Source organism: Nonomuraea sp. SYSU D8015, from assembly GCF_008065375.1.
Lineage (GTDB): Bacteria > Actinomycetota > Actinomycetes > Streptosporangiales > Streptosporangiaceae > Nonomuraea.
Genome location: NZ_VJYI01000002.1, coordinates 825,815 through 841,571, shown reverse-complemented (window position 1 = coordinate 841,571; position 15,757 = coordinate 825,815). Strand labels below are relative to the sequence as shown.

Sequence of the window (15,757 nt, the reverse complement as noted above, 5' to 3'; positions counted from 1 at the left end):
ATCCGTTAGGTCCAGTTCGGATTTCTACGCTTCGCCGTAAGCTGAGCTTATGCTCGATCCGCGCAAGCTCCACCTGCTCCGCGAACTCGCCAGACGCGGCACGATCGCCGCGGTCGCCGAGGCCGTCACGTTCACGCCGTCGGCGGTCTCGCAGCAGCTCAGCGCGCTGGAGCGGGAGGCCGGGGTGCCTCTACTGGAGCGCACCGGCCGCACCGTGACGCTGACCCCGGCGGGCCGGCTCCTGGTGGAGCACGCCCAGGCCGTGCTCGAACAGCTCGAACGCGCCTCGGCGGCCCTCGCCGCGGCCCGGGGCGGGCCCTCCGGGCCGCTGCGGATCGGGGCGTTCCCCACGGCGGCCCGCGTGCTCCTGCCGCCCGCGCTGGCCGGGCTCGCCGCCGCGCACCCAGGCCTGGAGCCCATGGTCTCCGAGATCGACCCCGCCGACGTCTCGGCCGCGCTGCGGGCAGGCGAGCTGGACGTGGCGCTCGTGCACGAATACGACTTCGTCCCGCCCGTCACCGACGCGTCCATCGACACGGAGCCGCTGTTCAGCGAGCCGATGTATCTGACCGACCGAGCCTCGATCGCCGCCGCCCGCGACGACGCCTGGATCGTCAACAAGCCGGGCACGCTCTGCCACACCATGGCGATCAGGGCCTGTCAGGCGGCGGGCTTCGAGCCGCGCGTCCGGCACCACGTCGACGACTTCGACACCATCCTCGCCTTCGCGGCGACGGGCCAGGGCGTGGCGCTCGTGCCACACCTCGCCGCTGCCGCGCCGCCGTCCGGCGTCACGCTGACCCGCCTGCCGCTGGGCCGCCGCACGCTGGCGGCGTTCAGGAAGGGGTACGGCGAGCATCCGGCGATCAGGGCCGCCGTCGCCGCCTTCCACACGGCGAGCAAGGACCTCCCCTCAGCCCCCTGACGGGCCTCCTGCGCCGCCCCGCCCGCGCCTCATTCCGCGAGGACGGCCTCGATCAGGGCTGGGGAGCTGGGCGCGTGCCCGTCGTACTCGCCGGCGGTCACCGCCACGACGAGCTCTTCCGCGGGGAGGACGAGCACTTGCTGACCGCCGTTGCCCATGCCCTTGACGTGCGGACGCTTTCCGTCGATCAGATACCACTGGTACCCGTACTCCACGCTGTCGTCGATCTTCACCCGCGGCCGCAGCATCTCCTGGATCCACTCGGCGGGCACGATCCCGCGGCCGCCGTCGAGCACGAGCTGCCCGATGGCGGCCAGGTCGATCGGGCGCAGCCGCAGCCCGGCCGCGGCCGACACCACACCGTGGCCGCCCTTGCTCCACTCGAACGCGGTGATCCCGAGCGGCTCGAAGAGCGCGGTGGCGGCGTACTCCTCCAGCGGCCTGCCCGCGCCCCGGGCGATGAGCCCGCCGATGAGGGCGGTCGCGCCGCCGCAGTACAGCCACCGCTTCCCCGCCTCCTCGACGACCGGGCGTTCCAGCACGTAGCGGTAGCGGTCGGGGGCGAGCTCCATCGCGATCTCGCTGTTGGCCGGGCTCGTGTAGGGGGCGCTCTCGTCCCAGTCGAGCCCGAGCGTCATGGTCAGCGCGTGCTCGATGGTGAGATGGGTCCGCTCCCGGTCCGCCACCAGATCCGGATATTCCGGAAACTGCTCCACCAGCCCCGCGCGCGGCTCCGGCACCAGCCCCTCGTCGAGCGCGATGCCGTACAGCAGCGCCACGACGCTCTTCGACACGGACCGCAGGTCGTGCAGGGTGTCCCGGCCGAACTCGACATGCCCGAGCGAGTCGCCGAGCCGATGATCGATCCCGGCCCCGTACCGCTCCAGCACGACCTCCCCACCCCGCATCACCACGAGCCCGTGAAACCCGGGCGCCCGGTCCTCCCGCAGAACCGCGTCCACCCGCTCCGCCATCGCCACGATGTCCTCCTGAGAATCGACACATCCCGGCATACCGCCTCACACGGTGTCAGACTCAACCCACGCATCGGGAAAGGCCGCGTGGGCTCAGTCTCCCAACTCGGCCAGCGCGCGCTCCCAGTCCAGCCCCGGCAGCACCCGTACGCCGTCCGCCCGCAAATCCTCCACGCTGCGCCGGTACGGGGTCCGCGCGGCCAGGGCGTCGTTGACGCACGGGAGCACCACGACCGGGATGCCGAGCCCCGGCGCCTCGGCGAGCACGCCCAGCGCGTACGTGTCCGCGATGCCCTGCGCGAACTTGTTGATCGTGTTGTACGTGGCCGGAGCGACGATGATCGCGTCAGCCCGGGGCGGCTTGGGCTCGGACGGCTTGCGGTAGCGGCTGCGGACCGGGCGGCCGGTCTGCCGTTCCAGCGCCGGCACGTCGATGAAGTCGAGCGCCGACGGCGTGGCGACGACCTGGACGATCCAGCCCGCCTCCTGCGCCATGGCGACGAGCCGGCTCACCTCCGCCGCCGGATCGGCCGCGCAGACGACGACGTAGAGTTCCTTGGCCCGCGCTTCGGTCACGGTGGCCAGCGTACTGAGAGGGCCCTCAGCGTCTCTCAGCCGTGGCACAGCGGCCGCGACGCACGCTGGGGACATGGATCAACTTCTGAGCAGCCCTGCCATCATCCACGGCCTGCACAAGGTCGAGGCCAGGATCCGGCGCCTGAGCGGGTCCTCCACGCTGCCCGGCATCAGCGCCGGCGCCGAGCGCGTCGTCGCGGCCGGCGGGAAGCGGCTGCGGCCGGCCCTGACGCTCGCGGCCTCGATCGCGCTCGGCAAGGCGCCCGACAGGCGCGTGATCACGGCAGCGGCCTGCGTCGAGCTCATCCACGCCGGGTCGCTCGTGCACGACGACCTGATGGACCGGGCGACGGAGCGCCGCGGCGCGAGGACGCTCAACGCCGAGCTGGGTGACGGCAAGGCACTGCTCATCGGGGATTTCATGCTGGCCAGGGCGGGGCTGGCGGCGATCACGGCAGTGTCCAGGCCGGTCGCCGAGGTGCTGGCGGCGACCGTCGTCGAGCTGGCCGAGGGGCAGTACCTGGAGACGACCGACCTGTTCAACGCGGACCGGACCAGGGAGAACGCCTTCCGGTCCATCACCGGCAAGACCGCCGCGTTGTTCCGGGCAGGCTGCCTGGTGGCGGCGGTCTGCGCGCACGCCTCGCCGGAGGACCGGGCGCGGATGGCGGCGTACGGGGAGAAGTTCGGGTTGATCTTCCAGATCCTCGACGACCTGCTCGACCTGACCGCCACCAGCGAGCAGCTCGGCAAGCCGGCGGGGAACGACCTGCGGCAGGGCGTCTACAGCCTCCCCGTGCTGCTGGCGGACGCGGACGTGAAGGACCTGCTCGGCCGCCCGGAGCAGGTGGACGAGGTGCTGCGGAGGCTGCGGGCGAGCCGGATGGCGGACACCACGATCGAGTACTGCCGCGGCCTGGCATCCGACGCGGTGGCCGCCCTGCCGGTGATCCACGACCGCGAGATGGCGACCCTCCTGTACGGCCTCCCGACCGCGTACATCGACCGGGTGGCGGCCACCGCCTCCCTGACCGCCGTGAGTTGAGATTTGTTGGAACAATTGGTAGAAATGCCCGCCCATTCCCCAGATATCCGCTCATACTGGAGGTACCAAGACCAGGAGCACGCCCATGCGGAAGACCCCCCTTCGCATGGCCAGGGAGGACGATCTCGGGGCTAGCCAGTTCCTCCAGCTGGCCGCAGTGGACTTCACCGGCATCTACGCGGTCCACCTCGCCGCCAAAGAAGAGCGGCTCAAGATGACCAGGCTCGCCCTGAGCCTGCTGTCCGGCCCGTTCCTCGCCGCCATCGCCCTGGCCAGCGCCAAGGTGGTCGACCCGCAGAGCCTGACGCAGTGGCAACGGGTGCCGTGGTATCTGTTCGCCCTGATCACGGCGTTCGGCCTGCTGAGCGTGCTGCCGTTCCTGCGTCTCATCGAAGCGGTCAACGCGCACGCCAGGACGGCACGGGCGATCAACAACTTCCGGCTCCTCTACGCCACGAGGCTGAGGAAAGAGCTCGGCTGGAGCCCGAACCTCCCGATCGATCCGCGTTTCCCCGAGACGTACGCGCCGCTCGCCTGGCCGGGCATCAACGTCATGATGCTCGCCACCGTCAACTCCACCTACCTGACCGTCGGTGTGACCGGTCTGAGCGGCCAGGACCCGAGCCTGCTCACGCTCATGACCGGCATCCTGCTGGTCGCGCTGCTTCACTATGCGGTGTACTACGTGCGCTGCAACGTGACCCGGCGCCGCCGGCTCCCCCGCAACCCCTACGAGTTCCCGAATCTGGAGACGTGAATGCCCGGCCCAGCTCAATGGGCGTCATGTGGGGAGGCGTGGATCTGGTTGATGCGCCATGTCTGGTCGGCGGGCACGCTCGCCCTCGACGACCGCGGTCCCGTCGTCGAGGGACCGGCCGTGCTGTTCGAGATCGCGCGGGTCAGCAGGGACGACCCGATAATCGAGCGGTACGGCGACCCCGAGCGGCTGGCGTTGTACAGCAGGAAGTTCAGCGAGGACGCGATCGTGCCGCCGTTCAAGTACAGCTATGCGGCCAGGATCGGGACCCAGCTGCGGTGGGCGGCCGACCTGCTGCGGTCCAAGCCGTACAGCAAGAGCGCGTGGATCTCGCTCACCGGCCCGGACGAGCCGTACGACGCGGTGCCCTGCCTGGTCGGCCTGGCGTTCCGGATCAGGAACGACGCGCTCGTGATGACCGCGACGTTCCGCTCCCAGAACGCCTACACCAGCTACCTCAACTACGTGCCGCTCGCCGACGTCCAGGCGCGGATGGCGCGGACGCTGCGCCTGGAGCGGGGGCCGATGCGGGTGTTCGTGGACGTGCCCCACCTCTACCTGGCCGACAGCACGCAGGTGCTCCAGGTCATGCGGCCCGCGCGACTCCGGCGGTCGTCAGAGGCGCCGCGATGGCCTCCAGCCCCTTCCGCTCGGCCTTGACGCCCAGGAAGAGCTCGACCAACCCACCGGCGATCATCACCAGTGCGCCGATGGTGAAGGCGAGCGCCGTGTCGCCCGGCACGCCGGTCTCCACGAGCGAGGCGAAGACCAGCGGACCGGCGATGCCGCCGGCGGCCGTGCCGATCGCGAAGAAGAACGCGATCGCCATCGCCCTGGTCTCCATCGGGAAGATCTCGCTGACGGTCAGGTACGCCGAACTGGCCCCGGCCGAGGCCACGAACAGCACCGCCGACCAGCACGCGGTCAGCGTGACCGCCGTGAGCATGCCCTCGTTGAACAGCCACGCGGTCCCGAGCAGCAGCAGCCCGGACCCGATGTAGGTGGCCGAGATCATCGGGATCCGGCCCACCGTGTCGAAGAGGTGGCCGAGCAGCAGCGGGCCGAGGAAGTTCCCGAGCGCTATCACCGCGAAGTAGTAGCCGGTGTATGTGTCGATCTGGAAGAACGTGGACAGGATCTGCGCGTACCCGAAGGTGATCGCGTTGTAGAGGAACGCCTGGCCGATGAAGAGCGACAGGCCGAGCACCGTCCGCTTCGGGTAGAGCGCGACCATCGTGTGCGCGATCCTGACGAACCCGATCGACTTGCGCTGGTGCACGGTCATCGACTGCTCCGGCTCGGGCAGGTCCTTCCCGATCTCCCGCTCGATGCCGTCCACGATCTCCTCGGCCTCCCGGTCCCGGCCGTGGATGAACAGCCAGCGCGGGCTCTCCGGCACGTGCCGCCGCACGAGGAGGATGGCCAGACCCAGCACCACGCCGAGCCCGAACGCCACGCGCCAGCCGATGTTGACCGGCAGGTCGTTGAGCAGCGGCACGGTCAGCAGCGCCCCGCCGGCCGCGCCGAGCCAGTAGCTGCCGTTGATGATGATGTCGATGCGCCCGCGGTGCCGGCTCGGGATGAGCTCGTCGATGGCCGAGTTGATCGCGGCGTACTCGCCGCCGATGCCGAATCCGGTCATGAACCTGAACAGGAAGAACCACCACGCGCTGAACGAGAACGCCGTCATCAGCGTCGCCGCCAGATAGACGATCAGCGTGACGATGAACAGTTTCTTCCTGCCGAACCTGTCGGTCAGCCAGCCGAAGAAGAGCGCCCCCGAGCAGGCTCCGGCGACGTAGAGCGCGGCCGCCAGGCCCGCGACCTGCGCCTGGGTGATGTCCACGCCGCTGCCCGGCTTGGCCAGCTGCGCGGACAGATTGCCGACGATGGTGACCTCGAGCCCGTCGAGTATCCAGACGGTGCCGAGCCCTATGACGATCATCCAGTGCCACCGTGACCACGGCAACCGGTCCAGCCGCGCGGGCACCTTGGTGCTTATCGTGCCGGTTTCCACGTCGCTCATAAAGGCTTCTGGCTACCCCGGCAAGCCCCTTCTACGCGGGCTTCCTGGCCTCGACGAAGGTCGTGCCGAACCACGGACCGCCGTACCAGAACCGCCAGCCCGCGTCGCGCCGCCGCACGTCCACGACACCGATCTCGCGTAACGTCGCCTCGTACGCGGGTGTGTGGTGGAAGTCGGCGAGCAGCATCAGACCGCCGGGCCGCAGCACACGGTGCGCCTCGCGGACGGCCTGCGCGCGGCCCTCCGCGTCACGGATGTCGTGGATGGCCAGACTCGAGACGACCACGTCGAACGCGTCGTCGCCGAACGGCAGGTCGCGCATGTCGCCCGTCACCAGCTCGACCCGGTCGGAGACGCCTTCCGCCTCGGCGTTCGCCCTGGTCGTCGAGTCGCCGTTGCCCGACCGGTCGCGCTTGCGCCACAGGTCGACGCCGGTCGCCCGGCCCTTGCCGAGCCGCTCGGCCGCCATGAGCAGCACCGCTCCCCGCCCGCAGCCGATGTCGAGCAGCCGCTCGTCGCCCTGCAGCCGCTGGAGCTCCTCCGCCCAGACGGCGAACTTGCCCCGCCGCGTCGTGTAGAGGTAGCTGGCCGCGCTGGCCAGCGTGTAGAGACCGCCGAAGAGGAACGCGATGCCCGCCGCCAGGATGTCTTGGACGAACGAGATCACCGCCAGGGCGATCAGCCCGATCGCTCCGAAGAGCAAACCGGCGATGGCGCCAGGTGCGTCGAACCCGTAGGTACCGTGTCGCTTGCTCACATTCACGTTATATCTCAAGTAGGTCTTGACGGGGATTTGACCGACCCCTTCCCCTTCACACCGACAGTCACGCACATCCCATTACTAAGGTCACTTGGATGGCACTGGATGGGGGGTTTGACCAGGCATGACGGGCAAAGATCGGGGATTCGGCCTGGGGGCGAGCATCACGTTGACGTTGGCGTCGGCCGTGCTGTGGGGGGTGGCGCACGTGGCTGCGGAGCGCCGCAAGACCGGCGTGGCGCTCATGGCGGCGTACATCCTGATGCTGGTCTCGATCCTCTCCGTCTTCACCGCGTTCAGCACGAACCTCCTGTCGCTCGCCGTGCAGCCGCGCTGGCTCGCCTGGCTCACCGCCGGCCTGGTGGTGATCGCGCTGGCCTGGACCGGCGTGATCGTCTGGTCCTTCCTCCTGGTACGCCCCCCGCGCTCGGACGCCGTCGGCCGCTTCTTCACCACGACGCTGACCATCGCTCTCTGCGCGCTCGTCCTGGCCCCGACCGTCTACGCCGCCAGGCTCGCCCACGTCTCGCGCGACGTCGTGAACAGCCTGTTCTCCGCCACGGGCAACAGCCCCATCCTGGCCGACGACCCGTGGAGCGGCGCCGCCCGCGTCAACTTCCTGCTGGTCGGCGCGGACTCCGCCCCCAGCCGGCCCGGCGTGCGGACCGACAGCATGACCGTGGCCAGCGTGGATGTCACGACCGGCACGACCACCCTGTTCGGCCTGCCGCGCAACCTCCAGCGCGTGCCGCTCCCCAAGGGCCCGGCCAGGGCCCGCTTCCCGTGGGGCTTCACCGGCAGCGACCCGCAGACTCCCGGCCTGCTCAACGAGGTCTTCCAGTACGCCGAGGACCACCCCGACATGGTGCCCGGCGTCGGGAGGGGTAAGCGCGGCCCCACCCTCCTCAAGCAGACGATCAGCTACATCCTGGGCATCCCCGTGCACTACTACGCCATGGTGGACATGAAGGGCTTCGCGGAGATGGTCGACGCCATGGGAGGCGTGAAGGTCACCATCAAGGAGCCCATCGTGTACGGCCGCCACCGCGAGGGCCTCCTGCCCGCCGGCACCCGCAAGCTCACCGGCGAACAGGCCCTCTGGTACGGCCGCTCGCGCACCGACAGCGACGACTACGTCCGGATGGGGCGCCAGAAATGCCTGCTCAACGCGGTCGCCAAGCAGGCAGACCCGATGACCTTGCTCAACAGCTTCGAGCGCCTCGCCGCCGCCACCAAGCGGGCGATCTCCACCGACATCCCGCAGGCCCTCCTGCCCGCCATCGTGGAGCTGGCCCAGAAGGTGAAGGGCACCAAGATACGCAGCCTCAGCTTCGTGCCGCCGCTGATCAGCACCGTCTACCCCGACTGGTCCCTCATCCGCCGCAAGGTCGACCAGGCCCTGAAGGAGCGCCCTTCGGCCAGGTCCGCCACCGCACCCCGGGCCGCGTCGCCGGAGCCGGGCGCGGAGGAGGACCCGGTCAGCCTGGACGCGATCTGCCGCTAGACCGTCTCGTCCAGATTGTCCGCGTAGTACTCGACGGCTCGCCGGTAGCCGCCCACCTTGCCGGACTCGGCGACCACCTTGAGCAGCGTCGAGACGGCCTCCCTCGACCGCCCGGCATTGTGGAGCGCCATGGCCATGAACGTCCGCAGCGCCGGATCCCTGGGGAACTCCTCCAGCCCGCGCCCGAACGTCTCCAACGCGTCCTCGTACCGCCCGAGCACCCGCAACGTGCTGCCGTACCCCGTGTAGGCGCCCAACCGGTCCTCGGCGCTCAACCCCTGCCCCGCCAACGCCGTCTCGTAGTACGGCACCGCCTCGGCCTCCAGCCCGAGCACGTCGTGCACCCACGCCGTCTGGTAGGCCACCTCGGCGTCGTCGGGATGGCGCCGCGCCAGATCGACCAGCAGGTGGCGGGCCTCGTCCGTCTTGCCCGCCTCGCGCAGCCGCACGGCCTGCGCCAATTCACCTTTACGCATGATCCCAGTGTGGCATCATGGAGATCGACCAGCCCGGAAACGATTTTCATCATCAACTGGAGTTCCCGTGAGAGTGGCCTTCGTCGGCAAGGGCGGCAGCGGCAAGACGACGATGTCGGCGCTGTTCGCGAGGCACGTGGCGAGCCAGGGCGGTCCGGTGGTGGCCGTGGACGCCGACATCAACCAGCACCTGGCGCTGGTCCTCGGTCTCGACCGGCAGCCCGAGCCGCTCGGCGCCCACCTCACCGAGATCAAGGACCGGCTGCGCGGCACGAATCCGCGCATCCCATCCGCCGACGTCATGGTCAAGACCACGCCGCCCGGCCGCGGGTCCACGCTGCTCAGCTTCGAGGACCTAGCCACCGACCCCTACGGCCTGACCACCCCCGACGGTCTGCGTCTGCTGGCCACCGGCCCGTTCAGCGAGGAAGACCTCGGCGTGGCCTGCTACCACTCCAAGGTCGGCGCGGTGGAGCTGCTGCTCAACCACCTGGTCGACGGCCCCGGCGAATACGTCGTGGTGGACATGACGGCCGGCGCCGACTCCTTCGCCTCGGGCCTGTTCACCCGCTTCGACCTGACCTTCCTCGTCGCCGAGCCCACCAGGCAGGGCGTGAGCGTCTACCGGCAATACCGCGAGTACGCCGCCAAGTACGACGTCGCGCTGGCCGTGGTCGGCAACAAGGTCCACGGTCCGTCCGACGTCGAGTTCCTGCGCGAGCACGTCGGCGACGACCTGCTCACCTGGATGGAGCACTCGGCCGCCGTCCGCGCCATGGAGCAGGGACGCCACTTCACGCTCGACGACCTGGAGCCGGTCAACTCCGACGCGCTGGCCCTGCTCCGCAAGGCCCTCGACGAGCAGGAGAAGGACTGGGAGCGCTTCGGCCGGCAGACCGTCGAGTTCCACCTGCGCAACGCCCGCGCGTGGGCCAACGAGCGCACCGGCGCCGACCTCGCCGAGCAGGTGGACCCCGACTTCGTCTACGGCCCCTGACCCCACATGACTGTCCCCGCGAGGCGTCTGGAGCGTCACCGCCTTTCCACCTAGCGTCAAGAATGACCCCCTTCGAGAGGAGACAGCATGTCGCTGACCGTTCCGAACGATCTGCTCGACCAGGCCAGAGCCGGTGAGGTCGACGACGCGGCGTTCGTCGCCTGCGTGCGCGACTCACTGCCTTACGCGTGGTCGCTGATCAGCGAGCTGGTCAAGCAGCGTGAGCACAGCGGGGCCGAGTTCGCCGACAACCAGGTGCCGCCGCCGTCCGAGGAGGCCCGCGGGCAGCTCCTGCGCTGCCTGGCGAGCGACGCGATGCGCGGTGCGCTGGAGCGTCACTTCGGGGTGCGGCTGGCCTTCCAGAACTGCCACCGGGTCGCGGTCTTCGACCCCGCAGCCGCCAAGGCCCTGGCCGACTTCGTCACCCCGAGAGCCCAGATCCTCAACCAGAAACCGGAGCTGGTGGACTGCTGAGCCCGCCCGGCGAGCCGGCCAGGCCGGCTCGCCGCACCAGCGGCAGCACCTCGGCCCCGAGCCGCCGCACGTTCTCCAGCGTGCGCCGATGGTCGCCCAGCCCCTCGACCATCAGGATGAGATGCTCGATCCCGGTGTTCTTCGCGGTACGCAGGATCGACTCGGCGCAGTGCTCGGCCGAGCCGACCGGATGGATGCGCGTCAGCAGGTCCACGTATTCGCCGACGTCGCGCGAGGGCCGCGGGCGGCCGTCCACCGGCGCGTACCCCGCCAGTCCCGGCCTCAGCCACCTGGGCATCGACTCCTTGAGTTCCCTGACCGCCTGCGCCGTGGAGTCGGCCACGTACCCGACCGCCGCCGCGACATGCCCATCGGCGGACCCGTGCCGCGCGACCAGCGCCGCCTTCTCCGCGTCGCCGATGTGCATGCCGAGCAGCATCGGCAGCCCGCGCTCCGCCGCCAGGGCTACGGTGGGCTCCGACGTGCACGCGACCACGGGCCGCATCCGCGCCTCCGGCACCATCCGGATCTCGCGGAAGCGGAAGAACTCGCCGTCGGCGGCGACCGGTCCGGCCGACAGGGCGTCGATCAGGAGGTCCAGCGACTCGGCGAACCCCCGCTCGAACCGCTCCAGCCCGGTCCCGAACACCTCCAGATCCACCCACGGCCCGCCCCTGCCGACGCCCAGCGTGAACCGCCCGCCGGACAGGTGGTGCAGCATGGCCGCCTGCTCGGCCAGCGCGACCGGATGCTGCGTCGACAGCACGCTCACGGCCGTGCCGAGCCCGATCCGCGCCGTCCGTCCGGCGGCGACGGCCGCCAGCGTGATCGCGGACGGGCAGACGCCGTAGGACATGAAGTGGTGCTCGGCGATCCAGGCGTCGTCGAACCCCGCCTCCTCGGCCGCCACGACCAGCTCCACGGCGTCGGCCAGCACCCGCCCCGGCTCCTGGCCGGGGAACTGGGCCGCGATGATGAAGACCCCGATTCGCACCCACCCGATGATGGCCGATCCACTCGCCGCCCGCCTACCGGACACCCCGCCGGCCGTAAGCCGATCCACCTCGCCGCCCGCTTACCGGACACTCGACCACGGCCGACGCCAAGCCCCGTCCTTCGGGTGATCGCCCGATCCCCATGTGACCACCACCGGTCATATGGGACGCCGAGCGGCGCAGGAGAGGCGATCAGGCGAAATGCGCGCCCAGCGCAGGTGGCCCTTTGGCGGGCATCGTTCTCCCTGACCGAAGGACAGCGCACGGCCTGGACCCGCCCCGCTCACACCGCCCGGAGGTGGGCCCGGCGAAAAGCGCGAGGCCAGTGGGCGTGGACGGGCGAGCCCGGCCATGGCCGCCGGACCGCGTGGGGCTATCCGAAGAGGGCGGCCTGGCCCTCGCAGGCGAGCGGGTCGCGGTGGTGCTTCAGGTGCCGCCACTGCGGCAGGTCGTCCAGGTAGGACCACGAGAGCCGGTGATGCGGGGTCGGCCCCAGGCGCGCCAGGGCCTCCTGGTGGACGGGCGAGGGATATCCGGCGTTCTCGGCGAGGCCGTACTCGTCGTGGCCCAGAGTCGCCATGTAGGCGTCGCGCCGGACCTTGGCCAGCACGGACGCCGCCGCGACCGAGACGCTCGCGGCGTCGCCCTTGATCTCCAGGCGCACCGGCCAGGGAGCGCCGATGTAGTCGTGCTTGCCGTCCAGGATCACCGCGTCCGGGCGCACCGGGAGCGCCTCCAGGGCACGCCGGGCGGCCCGCCGCAGGGCTTCCGTCATGCCGAGTGTGTCGATCTCCGTGTGCGTGGCCTCGCCGTACCCGATGCCCGCCGCCCACGCGGCCAGCTCGGCGGCCAGCGGCCCGCGCCGGGCCGCGGTGAGCTGCTTCGAGTCCGTCAGCCCCGCCGGCGGCTCGGACAGGTCGGTGACGACCGCGCACACCGTGACAGGCCCGGCCCACGCGCCGCGGCCCACCTCGTCGACGCCCGCGACCGTGCGGGTGCTCGGCTGGGAGAGCAGCAGCTGCTCGATGTCGTACGTCGGCGCCATGACAGCAGACGCTACCGCCAACGCCTCACTCGCCGAGCGGGTTGTCGTCGGGCCGGCGCCGTTCGGCCGGGCTCACCGGCTCGAGGTCGGCGGCGATGTAGCGGGCGGCCACGTGGATTGCCCGCAACGTCACCGACACAGAGGGCCGGTGGACACTGGAGGCCCGCGCGACGGCGTGCACCTCGCGCCCGACCGGGTTGCCGGGGAACTGGCGCACGGCGAGCCCGCGCACCCCCGCCGCCAGCGCGAGCGCGGGCACGGCGGCGATGCCGATGCCCTTGGCCACGAGCGAGAGTATGGTCCCCAGCCCCTCGAACTCCCACGGCGTGGGCCGGGTGCCGCCCACGTCCACCAGCAGCCGGTCCACGGCCAGCCGCGACGGCTCACCGTCCGGCGTGGCCATCCACGGCTCGTCACGCAGCTCCCGCAGGTCGAGCGGCACCTCGGGATCGGCCAGACGGTGCTTGCGCGGCACGACGAGCACCAGCGGGTCGCTCAGCAGCGGGAAGACCCGCAGGCTCTCGCTGTCGCGCACGCGCCCGTACCAGTCGTCCACGAGCGCGATGTCGACCTCCCCCGACTGCACCTCCCGCATGCCGCGCCCGGACCGGCTCTGCCGCAGCCGCAGCGTCAGCTCGGTGTGGCGGCGCAGCGAACGCGCGAGCGCGGGCGCGAAGGCCACGGCGGCCGTCGGGAACGCGGTGACCGTCACCCGCCCCGACGGGGTGCCCACGTGGGCGGACAGGTCCGACTCCGCCTCCTCCACCATCGACAGGATGCGCTCGGCGTGCGCGACCAGCCGACGGCCCGCGTCGGTGAGCTCGGCGCTGCGCGCGGTCCGGTCGATGAGTGCCGTGCCCGCCTCACGTTCGAGCGCCACGAGTTGTTGTGAGACCGCCGAAGGGCTGTAGCCGAGAGACGCGGCGGTCGCGGCGATGCTGCCTCGACGTGCGAATTCACAGATCAATGTCAAACGCCTCAGATCGAGCATCGGAATTCCTTATGCCTACCCACGAAAAGCCTCGCTTGTCCTGATGCCTTCATCCAACCACCCTGGGAACGTGACAAACATGACCGTTACCTTGTCCGCCACTTTGGCGACGAACGAAGACATCGAACGAAGACGGCGCGCCGGGGAACGCGTGCTGCACCTGGCCTTCGGTGAGGCAGGGCTGCCCGTCCACCCGGCGCTGCGCGACAAGCTGGCCGCCGCGTCAGAACGCAACGGCTACGGGCCGGTCGCGGGGGCGCCCGGGTTGCGGGCCGCGGCAGCGGGCTACTGGACACGACGGGGGCTCGTCACCGACCCCGAGCTGGTCGTCTGCGGGCCGGGCAGCAAGTCTCTGCTGTACGGCCTGATCCTGGCGATCGGCGGAGACATCGTCCTGCCCATGCCCAGCTGGGTCAGCTACGCCGCGCAGGCCGAATTGGTGGGCTCCCGCCCCATCCTGGTGCCCGCACCACCAGGAGAGGGCGGCGTGCCGGACCCTGACCTGGTGGCCGCCGAGGTGCGGCTGGCCAGGGCGCAGGGCAGGACCGTGAACTCGGTGCTGGTCACGCTGCCCGACAACCCGACGGGCCGCCTGGCCTCACCGGAGAGCATCACCCGGCTGGTGGAGGTCGCCCGGGAGCTCGATCTGACGATCATCTCGGACGAGATCTACCGGGACCTGCTGCACGACCCGGCCCTGCCGTACGTCTCGCCGGCCGACCTCGCGCCCGAGCGCACGGTGATCACCACCGGGCTGAGCAAGAACCTGGCGCTGGGCGGCTGGCGCATCGGCGTGGCCAGGCTGCCCACGGGCGCTCAGGCGCTGCGCAGGCAACTGCTCGCGGTGGCCAGTGAGATCTGGTCCGCCCCCGCCGCTCCCATGCAGGAGGCCGCGGCGTACGCCTTCAGCGAGCCCCCCGAGCTGACCGAACGCATCGCACTCAGCCGCCGGCTGCACGGCACGGTCGCGCGGGCGGTGTGGGAGAGGTTCACCGAGGTCGGCGCCCGCGTGCCGGTCCCCCAGGGCGGCTTCTACCTCTATCCCGACCTCAGCCACCTCAGGCTCGGCGGCTCCGCCGAGATCACCAAGATCCTCCTGGAGGAGCACGGCATCGGCGTCCTGCCCGGGCACGCCTTCGGCGACGACCCCGCCGTCGCAAGGGTGCGGGTGGCGGTCAGCCTCCTCTACGGCGAGACGCCCGAAGAGCGCATCACCGCTCTGACCAGCACGGACCCGCTCCAACTGCCCTGGATAGCCGACAATCTCGACTTCCTGTCGATGGGCCTGAAGGAGCTCTCGCTGGTCCGCCACGGCCCCGTGCGTGAACGCCACCCGGCGCTCGTCCCGACGCCATGTCACGGTTAGGCGAATCTTTTCCCAAGAGCCGGTTTACCATCCCCCAAAAGGGGCCTCCGACCTGCGGAAACACCCAATCTGCAGAAACCTGCAAAAGATCTTCCCAACTGCATGGTTACGAGCACGGTGCGCACCCTCCATCATGTGCTCATGCCCGCTCTTGTCACCTTGTCCGGGCGCCTTGTGCGCCTGGAACCTCTCAGCCTCGCGGCGGTCGATGACCTGGTTGCCGCGGCGAGTGAAGACCGCTCCACTTACGCCTTCACTCGTGTCCCGAATGGACGGGACGAGATGGTCTCCTACGTGGAGGCCGCCATGGCTGAGCAGGCGGAGGGCCGCACGTTGCCCTTCGCCATCCGGTGGCTGAACACCGACCGCGTGGTCGGTGCCACCCGTCTCATGCACCTGGAGTACTGGCAGGGCCCCATGCCCTGGCCTCCGGGTACACGAGGTGCGGTGGGCGAGATTCCGTCCGTGGCCGACATCGGTTACACCTGGTTGGGCGCCAGCGCCCAGGGCACAGGGGTCAACCGGGAGAGCAAGTTCCTCATGCTCTCGCACGCCTTCGAGACGTGGAACGTCCACCGCATCACCCTCAAGGCAGACGTACGCAACACCAGGTCCCGGGCCGCCATCGAGGCCCTCGGCGCACACTTCGACGGGGTGCGGCGAGCGGATAGCCGAGGCGCCGACAACACGGTCCGAGATACCGCGTTCTACTCGATCCTGAACTCCGAATGGCCGCTCGTACGGGAGCGACTGGTCATGCGGATGGGACTGGTCGAGGCAGCCTGAGCGCCCGTCCCCAAGTCAACCCACTGAGGCCCCGCCCAACTTTCCGGGCGGGGCCTGTAT

At 70.4% G+C, this 15,757-nt stretch carries 17 protein-coding genes; 9 read left to right on the top strand and 8 right to left on the bottom strand.

The features are described 5' to 3' along the window. The first annotated feature begins 49 nt into the window (after window positions 1-49). Window positions 50-925, top strand: a complete 876-nt coding sequence (locus ID574_RS13400) for a LysR family transcriptional regulator (RefSeq protein WP_188189113.1) — start codon at window positions 50-52, stop codon at window positions 923-925. 29 nt (window positions 926-954) lie between these two features. Here the strand turns inward: ID574_RS13400 and ID574_RS13395 are convergent, their stop codons facing one another. Together ID574_RS13395 and ID574_RS13390 are read right to left on the bottom strand one after the other, a co-directional pair. Beyond that, entirely contained in the window at window positions 955-1,899 is a 945-nt protein-coding gene (locus ID574_RS13395) for a serine hydrolase domain-containing protein (RefSeq protein WP_223166717.1), read from the bottom strand. A gap of 93 nt (window positions 1,900-1,992) precedes the next feature. Next, window positions 1,993-2,475 carry a flavoprotein gene (locus tag ID574_RS13390; protein WP_223166644.1) on the bottom strand — a complete coding sequence of 161 codons (483 nt, stop codon included), beginning with the start codon at window positions 2,473-2,475 and terminating at the stop codon, window positions 1,993-1,995. A gap of 73 nt (window positions 2,476-2,548) precedes the next feature. Here ID574_RS13390 and ID574_RS13385 point away from each other — a divergent pair, with 73 nt between their 5' ends. From ID574_RS13385 to ID574_RS13375, 3 genes are all read left to right on the top strand, one after another. Further along, window positions 2,549-3,520 (top strand): polyprenyl synthetase family protein, encoded by a 972-nt coding sequence (locus ID574_RS13385; RefSeq protein ID WP_188189111.1) that lies wholly within the window; start codon window positions 2,549-2,551, stop codon window positions 3,518-3,520. 85 nt (window positions 3,521-3,605) lie between these two features. Then, window positions 3,606-4,277, top strand: coding sequence for a hypothetical protein (locus ID574_RS13380; RefSeq protein WP_188189110.1), 672 nt, complete (start codon window positions 3,606-3,608; stop codon window positions 4,275-4,277). Between the two features lie 51 nt (window positions 4,278-4,328). Continuing rightward, on the top strand, window positions 4,329-4,937 hold the full coding sequence (locus tag ID574_RS13375; protein ID WP_188189109.1) for a thymidylate synthase family protein: 609 nt from the start codon (window positions 4,329-4,331) through the stop codon (window positions 4,935-4,937). On the opposite strand, the gene ID574_RS13370 is transcribed toward ID574_RS13375, so the two are convergent. Together ID574_RS13370 and ID574_RS13365 are read right to left on the bottom strand one after the other, a co-directional pair. Beyond that, on the bottom strand, window positions 4,864-6,303 hold the full coding sequence (locus ID574_RS13370; protein ID WP_188189108.1) for an MFS transporter: 1,440 nt from the start codon (window positions 6,301-6,303) through the stop codon (window positions 4,864-4,866). The two genes, ID574_RS13375 and ID574_RS13370, sit on opposite strands and share 74 nt — an antisense overlap. A 31-nt stretch (window positions 6,304-6,334) precedes the next feature. After that, window positions 6,335-7,060, bottom strand: coding sequence for a class I SAM-dependent methyltransferase (locus ID574_RS13365; protein WP_188189107.1), 726 nt, complete (start codon window positions 7,058-7,060; stop codon window positions 6,335-6,337). A 127-nt stretch (window positions 7,061-7,187) separates the two neighbouring features. Between ID574_RS13365 and ID574_RS13360 the strand changes: the two genes are divergently transcribed. Then, the gene (locus ID574_RS13360) at window positions 7,188-8,567 is read left to right on the top strand and encodes an LCP family protein (protein WP_223166643.1); all 1,380 of its coding nucleotides are present in this window, start codon (window positions 7,188-7,190) and stop codon (window positions 8,565-8,567) included. On the opposite strand, the gene ID574_RS13355 is transcribed toward ID574_RS13360, so the two are convergent. Continuing rightward, the gene (locus ID574_RS13355; protein ID WP_188189106.1) at window positions 8,564-9,043 is read right to left on the bottom strand and encodes a tetratricopeptide repeat protein; all 480 of its coding nucleotides are present in this window, start codon (window positions 9,041-9,043) and stop codon (window positions 8,564-8,566) included. The two genes, ID574_RS13360 and ID574_RS13355, sit on opposite strands and share 4 nt — an antisense overlap. Before the next feature lie 67 nt (window positions 9,044-9,110). Here ID574_RS13355 and ID574_RS13350 point away from each other — a divergent pair, with 67 nt between their 5' ends. Both ID574_RS13350 and ID574_RS13345 read left to right on the top strand, forming a co-directional pair. Then, window positions 9,111-10,040: an ATP-binding protein gene (locus ID574_RS13350; RefSeq protein ID WP_188189105.1), complete on the top strand. Its 930-nt coding sequence runs from the start codon at window positions 9,111-9,113 to the stop codon at window positions 10,038-10,040. Between the two features lie 87 nt (window positions 10,041-10,127). Further along, on the top strand, window positions 10,128-10,514 hold the full coding sequence (locus tag ID574_RS13345; RefSeq protein WP_188189104.1) for an SCO5389 family protein: 387 nt from the start codon (window positions 10,128-10,130) through the stop codon (window positions 10,512-10,514). Here the strand turns inward: ID574_RS13345 and ID574_RS13340 are convergent. The 3 genes from ID574_RS13340 to ID574_RS13330 all read right to left on the bottom strand — a co-directional run bounded on the left by ID574_RS13340 (window position 10,483) and on the right by ID574_RS13330 (window position 13,545). Beyond that, a complete protein-coding gene (locus ID574_RS13340; RefSeq protein WP_188189103.1) occupies window positions 10,483-11,508 on the bottom strand; it encodes an LLM class flavin-dependent oxidoreductase in 1,026 nt (341 codons plus the stop codon). The two genes, ID574_RS13345 and ID574_RS13340, sit on opposite strands and share 32 nt — an antisense overlap. A gap of 374 nt (window positions 11,509-11,882) precedes the next feature. After that, complete coding sequence (locus ID574_RS13335) at window positions 11,883-12,575, bottom strand: ribonuclease HII (protein WP_442939285.1); 693 nt, start codon at window positions 12,573-12,575, stop codon at window positions 11,883-11,885. A gap of 4 nt (window positions 12,576-12,579) precedes the next feature. Further along, entirely contained in the window at window positions 12,580-13,545 is a 966-nt protein-coding gene (locus ID574_RS13330) for a LysR family transcriptional regulator (RefSeq protein ID WP_188189101.1), read from the bottom strand. Window positions 13,546-13,624: 79 nt separating this feature from the next. Here ID574_RS13330 and ID574_RS13325 point away from each other — a divergent pair, with 79 nt between their 5' ends. Together ID574_RS13325 and ID574_RS13320 are read left to right on the top strand one after the other, a co-directional pair. Continuing rightward, window positions 13,625-14,911, top strand: a complete 1,287-nt coding sequence (locus tag ID574_RS13325) for a pyridoxal phosphate-dependent aminotransferase (RefSeq protein WP_188189100.1) — start codon at window positions 13,625-13,627, stop codon at window positions 14,909-14,911. A 102-nt stretch (window positions 14,912-15,013) separates the two neighbouring features. Next, window positions 15,014-15,697, top strand: coding sequence for a GNAT family N-acetyltransferase (locus tag ID574_RS13320; RefSeq protein WP_336245514.1), 684 nt, complete (start codon window positions 15,014-15,016; stop codon window positions 15,695-15,697). The last annotated feature ends 60 nt before the right edge of the window (window positions 15,698-15,757 follow it).